This window comes from Mesorhizobium sp. M7A.F.Ca.CA.002.05.1.1, from assembly GCF_003998335.1.
Taxonomy (GTDB): domain Bacteria; phylum Pseudomonadota; class Alphaproteobacteria; order Rhizobiales; family Rhizobiaceae; genus Mesorhizobium.
In genome coordinates this window covers 1-5,910 of record NZ_RZQI01000337.1, presented here as the reverse complement: position 1 = coordinate 5,910, position 5,910 = coordinate 1, and the positions used below count along the sequence as shown (strand labels likewise).

At 64.1% G+C, this 5,910-nt stretch carries 7 protein-coding genes; 4 read left to right on the top strand and 3 right to left on the bottom strand.

Translation table 11 applies throughout. The features are described from left to right. Positions 1-81: 81 nt before the first annotated feature. Positions 82-1,137, top strand: coding sequence for an ABC transporter permease (locus tag EN939_RS17860; RefSeq protein WP_127269072.1), 1,056 nt, complete (start codon positions 82-84; stop codon positions 1,135-1,137). Continuing rightward, positions 1,134-2,078, top strand: a complete 945-nt coding sequence (locus EN939_RS17855; RefSeq protein ID WP_127269071.1) for an ABC transporter permease — start codon at positions 1,134-1,136, stop codon at positions 2,076-2,078. Before EN939_RS17860 ends, EN939_RS17855 begins: the two co-directional genes overlap by 4 nt. Positions 2,079-2,175: 97 nt before the next feature. On the opposite strand, the gene EN939_RS17850 is transcribed toward EN939_RS17855, so the two are convergent. Then, positions 2,176-2,943, bottom strand: coding sequence for an SDR family NAD(P)-dependent oxidoreductase (locus tag EN939_RS17850; RefSeq protein ID WP_127269070.1), 768 nt, complete (start codon positions 2,941-2,943; stop codon positions 2,176-2,178). Between the two features lie 290 nt (positions 2,944-3,233). On the opposite strand from EN939_RS17850, the gene EN939_RS17845 reads away from it, so the two are divergent. Continuing rightward, positions 3,234-3,389, top strand: coding sequence for a hypothetical protein (locus EN939_RS17845; protein ID WP_127269069.1), 156 nt, complete (start codon positions 3,234-3,236; stop codon positions 3,387-3,389). A gap of 109 nt (positions 3,390-3,498) precedes the next feature. Next, on the top strand, positions 3,499-4,440 hold the full coding sequence (locus EN939_RS17840; protein ID WP_127269073.1) for an LLM class flavin-dependent oxidoreductase: 942 nt from the start codon (positions 3,499-3,501) through the stop codon (positions 4,438-4,440). 6 nt (positions 4,441-4,446) lie between these two features. Here EN939_RS17840 and EN939_RS17835 read toward each other — a convergent pair whose 3' ends face one another. Beyond that, positions 4,447-5,133 carry a cysteine hydrolase family protein gene (locus EN939_RS17835; RefSeq protein WP_127269068.1) on the bottom strand — a complete coding sequence of 229 codons (687 nt, stop codon included), beginning with the start codon at positions 5,131-5,133 and terminating at the stop codon, positions 4,447-4,449. A 98-nt stretch (positions 5,134-5,231) separates the two neighbouring features. Next, the coding region (locus tag EN939_RS17830) for an ABC transporter ATP-binding protein (RefSeq protein WP_127269067.1) at positions 5,232-5,910 on the bottom strand (679 nt) is incomplete at its 5' end.

The window sequence follows — 5,910 nt, the reverse complement described above, 5'->3', positions numbered from 1 at the left end:
CCCTTGTGGGGAGGGGCTAGGGGTGGGGGTCCCTCTTCGTCAGAATTCTTGTTCGACAGACAGAACAGAGGGTGCCGCCTAATGTTCCGCCTGGAAGCCCGCACAAGCACACCTGCCTGGTTCAACCTCGCTCTGCCATTGCTGGCGATCGGCGGGACGCTCATCCTATGCAGCGGCCTCATCGCGCTGGCCGGCGCCGGCGTGCTCGAAGCCTATGGCGTGATGTTCACGGCGTCGCTGGGCGACAGCTATGCGATCACCGAAACGATGGTGCGTGCAACACCCATGATCTTCACCGGACTGGCGGTCGCGGTCGCCTTCCGGGCCAAATTCTGGAACATCGGCGCCGAGGGGCAATTGCTGGCCGGCGCGGTGGCCAGCTGCTTTGTCGGCGCCATTCCAATGCCGGGGCCGCTCGCCATGGTCTTGATGGCGGTCGCCGGTGCCGCGGCGGGAGCCGCAGTCGCGCTGGTGCCGGCGACGCTCAGAGTAAAATTCAAGGTCGACGATGTCGTCAGTTCGCTGCTGCTCAACTCGGTCATCTATTATGCGCTGATGGCGCTGATCGAAGGCCCGTGGAAGGACTCCTTCAGCGGCTATCCGATCTCGCCGCCGATCGAGGATTCGGCCAATTTCCCGGTGCTGCTCGAAGGCACAAGACTGCATCTCGGCGTCGTCGCGGCGCTGATCGCGGCGCCGCTGACCTGGTTCCTGATCGTGCGCACGACGCTCGGCTTCAGGATCAGGGTCACCGGCGAAAACCCGGAAGCCGCCAGATATGGCGGCATCCATGTCGAGCGGGTGCTGATCTCGACGGCGCTGCTGTCCGGCGCGCTGGCCGGGTTGGCCGGCGTCGGCGAGGTCGGCGGCGTGCATTTCCAGGTGATGAGCGACATCTCGCCGGGCTACGGCTATTCCGGCATCGTTGTTGCCATGCTGGCGCGGCTCAACCCGCTCGGCGTGGTGCCGGCGGCGATCTTCCTTGCCGCCGTGATGACCGGCGCCGAAGCGATGTCGCGGGCGACCGGCGTGCCGGCCTTCCTCAGCGACGTCATCCAGGGCACCGCATTGCTTTCCATGCTGGTGGCGCTGCTGTTCACCGCCTATCGCATCCGCCGCGTCGGGGTTGCCCGATGAGCGCGGTGTTCGAACAGATCTTCCAGGTCGGCTTCCTGGCCGCGATCATCCGCATCGCCACGCCGCTGGCTTTTGCAACGCTCGGCGAAATGTTCTCGGAGCGGGCTGGCGTGCTCAATCTCGGCATCGAAGGCATCATGCTGTTGTCGGCGATGACCGGCTTTACCGCCGCCAGTCTCAGCGGCAGCCTGTGGCTCGGCGTGCTGGCTGCGGTGCTGACCGGCATGCTGATGGGCGCGCTGCATGCGCTGTTCACTGTGGCGCTCGGCCTCAGCCAGCATGTCTGCGGCATCGGCGTGACGCTGTTCTCGTCGGGCCTCGCCTATTTCCTCTACCGGCTGATCTTCGGCCAGCAGTCGGTGCCGCCCAACATCAAGGGGTTTCAGACACTGCCGATCCCGCTCCTTTCGGACATCCCGGTGCTCGGGACGGCGGTGTTCAGCCAGTTCGCGCTGGTCTACATGGCGATCCTGGCCATTCCGCTGGCCGCCTTCGTGCTCTACCGCACGCCATGGGGCCTGTCGGTGCGTATGGTCGGCGAAAACCCGCGCGCCGCCGATTCGGCGGGGGTCAGCGTCATTGCCACGCGCTTCCAGGCAGTCATCCTCGGCGGTGCGCTGATGGGGCTGGCCGGCGCCTTTCTGTCGATGGCGCAGTTCAACGCCTTCACCTTCGGCGTCGTCTCGGGGCGTGGCTGGGTGGCGATCGCGCTGGTCGTGTTTGGCCGCTGGGATCCGTGGCGCTCGGCGGGGGCGGCGCTGCTGTTCGCCTTCGTCGATGCGCTGCAGTTGCGCATGCAGGCCAGCGGGCTCGGACACATCCCCTACGAGGCGTTCCTGATGCTGCCGTTCATCTTCACCATTGTCGCCATGGCGGTGATGTCGCGCAACGCGACGGCACCGTCGGCGCTGCTCAAGCCGTTTCGACGGGAAGAACGGTAGACGAGCAGGACTTGGTGCCTTTCCTCTCCCCCGATCGACGGGGTAGAGGAAGGGCGACAAGCTGTCCCTGGGACGAAGAACCTGTCCCTGGAAAGCCTCACATCGCCGTAAAACCATTGTCAACGAACAGATGCGTGCCGTTGACGAAGCTCGACTCGTCGCTGGCCAGGTAGAGCGCTGCCCTCGCCACCTCTTCCGGCTCGCCGATGCGGCCCTGCTGCGCGGCCAGTGCCGCGTCGGAGACGTCGACGCCGAGCCTGCCGAGGTCGGCGACCTCGCGCAGGCCGTGCGGTGTACGGATGAAGCCGGGGCAGACGGCGTTGCAGCGGATGTTGCGGTCGCGGAACTCGACGGCGATGGCGCGGGCGAACATGTGGCAGGCGCCCTTGGTGGTGTCGTAGAGCACTTCGTTGGGAGTCGCCGCCACCGCCGAGATCGACGAAGTACAGACGATCGAGCCGCCGCCGGCCGCAATCATGCCGGGCAAAACGGCGCGCGTCATCAGGAACATCGAGCGCACATTGACGGCATGCAGCCAGTCCCATTCCTGCACCGTGGTCTCCAGGAAGGGCTTTATCACGATGGTGCCGGCGTGGTTGAACAGCACGGTGACCGGTCCGAGTTTTTCGATAGCACCCTTCACGGCCGCTTCGACCTGTGCCTCGTCGGAGACGTCGGCGACAAAATGCTCGGCGAGATGGCCGCGCGCCCTGATTGTCGCTGCGGTTGCGGCGGCCGCCTCGCCGTTGCGGTCGATGATCGCCACCTTGGCGCCTTCGGCGGCGAACAGCTCCGAAGCCGCTCCACCCATTCCCGTCGCGCCCCCCGAAATGATGGCGACCTTGCCGGCCAGTCTTGTGCCCATTTTTCTGCCCCCTGTGTGGCGATTTCGCTTTGCTGGTGGGCGATGCTACCGCGCCGGCGCCGGGCGGCCAATCCACGAATTGAGCGCAGCGAAAGCAAGGTCATAGGTCCATTCGGACGCAGAAGCAAAAAACGGACGCTCCATATGGATCGGCCGTTAGAGTGCTCCCTCTAAGCAAGTGCCTACCAACTTCCAGCACCATAGGAGAAAATTATTCCATCTTTGGCCTAAAAATAGCAATCGACAAAGTCTACAAGTTTTATAGATTAACCGCCGAGACGGAGGTCGATATGTCCTATATCCAGAACGCCCAGACGGATCGCAGTGATCAGCGGTCGGCCAATGCCCAGGCCTTTCGCCCGGCCTATGCCGGGGCTTTCGCCTATCTCGTCTTTGCCCTTGCGTTCGTGTTCACCGGGGCCGTTGTGCTGGGCCTTATTCCCTGAGTCGTCAGATCGACCGGGCTTAGCTGCCCACCGCTTTCAGGCAATCGGAGTTGAATGAACCGAATCCTCGGCGTGCTTTCGCGCGCCCGACACCACGGAGGACATGGCAATGCCGATCGAGTTCACGCATATTCCCGGTAAGACCGCCGATGCCGCGGTTCCCTTTTTCTACGACTTTGCCGAGACCGCGACCAAGCTCGGGCTGATCGAGGATGGCGGCTTCCGCAAGATCGTCATCGACGATTCGGCCGGACTGCTGACCAACATGGATTTTGCGGCCCAGGTGCTCGATCGCACCTCGTCGCTGGAAGTCGTGCTCACCCATTGGGCGGGCGTGGTCGAACCGACCGTGGCGGCCCGCCAACTGGCGTCGATCGACAGGAAAAGCGGCGGGCGCCTGGCGCTGAGAATGATCAGCGAGCCGCTGAGCGACGCCGACGCCGAAACACGGCCGGTCGGGCACACCGTCATCTGGCAGCGCATCGACGAATATCTGGTGCTGCTGAAGCGGCTGTGGTCGAACGACCGGCCCTTCGACCACGAAGGAACGTTCTACAGCATCAAGGGCGGCTATGTGCCGCGCAAGGGACCGCACGGCGCCGACCTGGTCATCCGCATGGGCGGGCAGTCCGGAACGGCACTCAAAGTTGCCGGCCGGCATGCCGATGTCTTTGAATTGGCGCCCGGCTCGATCGACGAGATCCGGCAATTGATGGAGCGGGTGCGCCGCTCCGCCGCCGAACATGGTCGGGCCGGCAAGCTGCGCTTCGCGCTTCCGGTCGGGATTCACCAAGGTGCTTCCGCCTCCGGCCACAAGGCGGTCGATGTTGCCGGGCCACCAGCCCAGGCCGCCCTGTCGCTGCTTGCGTATGCAGCCCTTGGGATCGATGAATTCATGATTGTCGGCGTCGACACGCCACGCGAGATCGCAACGCTCGGCCGGGAAACGATCGCTCTGCTGCGCAATTCGCTGGCGCGTCGCGAACACGAGGCATTCCAGCCTGGGGCATATGCGTCTCGTGCAGGATTGGAGACGCGGGCAACGGGCTGAAGTTCTTCAGCCTTTTGTTGCCTCGGGCCTGTCGCCAAGCCGCGACAGGCCTTCAATGACAGCGCTCGAACCCGTTAGCGCGCCGAAGACGCCGTCTTCAACCGTCACCATGTGAAGGGCTGCTTCGTGCGCTTGTCTGTCGCCGCTGGCGCAGGCGTCCGAAATCGTCAGGCATTGGAAATTGCGGTCGCAGGCCTCACGCAGCGTGGTGTGGACGCAGACATCCGTGGTGCATCCGGAAAACAGCAGATGCGTGATGCCTTGCGCGCGCAGCACAAGTTCGAAATCCGTATAGGTGAAAGCGCTGTTGCAGGTCTTGTCGACGATGATGTCCTGCGGGGCGACGTCGATCTCCGGAACGATCTGGAATCCTGGACCAGAGCGCAGCAGGATTTCGGTGCCTTCGAGCCCAGCGCGCTTGCGGCGCCATGTCTCGTAGGGCGTCATGTCGGCCATGTCAGCCCGGTAGCCCTGCCTGGTGTGGATGACCCTGACACCGGCCTTGCGGGCGGCTGATATCAGCCGGCTCACGGTCGGCAGGATCGCCCTGAGCGGCGAGGGATCATATCCCTGCCTGGCGAAGTAGCCCGTCGTCGACAGGAAATCCTGCTGCAGGTCGATGACGATCAGCGCGGTGGTTTCGGCCATCAGCCTGCCGTCATAGGGAAAGTCGAAGGGCGTCGCCTTGATCATTTTTGGCTCCCGTTTTTCGATCGGCACTTGTTTGCTTGACGCAATTCCGAACGGAAACCGTTTCACACTTTCCCTGGAATTGCTCCAGCGGTTTCGTATCAGCGCGACGACACCAGATGCTGGGCGTCATGCAGGCGCCGATAGATGCCGCCGGCGCGGAGCAGTTCGCTGTGCGAACCCTGTTCGACGACGCCCGACTCCGAGACGACGACGATGCGGTCGGCGCCGCGGATCGTTGCCAGCCGGTGTGCGATGACCAGCGTGGTTCGGCCCTCGGCAAGTTCGGCCAACGACTTCTGGATTTCGCGCTCGGTCTCGGTGTCGAGCGCCGACGTCGCCTCGTCGAGGATAAGGATCGGCGGGTTCTTCAGGAACATGCGGGCGATCGCCAGCCGCTGCTTCTGGCCGCCGGACAATTTTACGCCGCGCTCGCCGATGATCGTGTCATAGCCGGCCGGCAGGCCCGATATCATGCCGTCGAGCTGCGCCCGCCGCGCGGCATCGGCGATAGCCTCGTCGGAGGCGCCGAGACGGCCATAGGCGATGTTTTCGCGGATCGAGCCCCCGAACAGGAACACATCCTGCTGGACGATGCCGATCTGGCCGCGCAGCGAAGCGAGCGTCATGTCCCTGATATCGATGCCGTCGATGCTGATCGCGCCGGCGCTGACCTCGTAGAAACGTGGCAGCAGCGAGCAGATGGTGGTCTTGCCGGCGCCGGACGGGCCGACGAAGGCGATGGTTTCGCCGGCGTGGATGGTGAGATCGATACCCCTG

Excerpts from the sequence above, each read along its gene's own strand:
- EN939_RS17855 (WP_127269071.1), top strand. The coding sequence starts at position 1,134 with ATGAGCGCGGTGTTCGAACAGATCTTCCAGGTCGGCTTCCTGGCCGCG.
- EN939_RS17835 (WP_127269068.1), bottom strand. The coding sequence starts at position 5,133 with ATGATCAAGGCGACGCCCTTCGACTTTCCCTATGACGGCAGGCTGATG.
- EN939_RS17845 (WP_127269069.1), top strand. The coding sequence starts at position 3,234 with ATGTCCTATATCCAGAACGCCCAGACGGATCGCAGTGATCAGCGGTCG.
- EN939_RS17840 (WP_127269073.1), top strand. The coding sequence starts at position 3,499 with ATGCCGATCGAGTTCACGCATATTCCCGGTAAGACCGCCGATGCCGCG.
- EN939_RS17860 (WP_127269072.1), top strand. The coding sequence starts at position 82 with ATGTTCCGCCTGGAAGCCCGCACAAGCACACCTGCCTGGTTCAACCTC.
- EN939_RS17850 (WP_127269070.1), bottom strand. The coding sequence starts at position 2,943 with ATGGGCACAAGACTGGCCGGCAAGGTCGCCATCATTTCGGGGGGCGCG.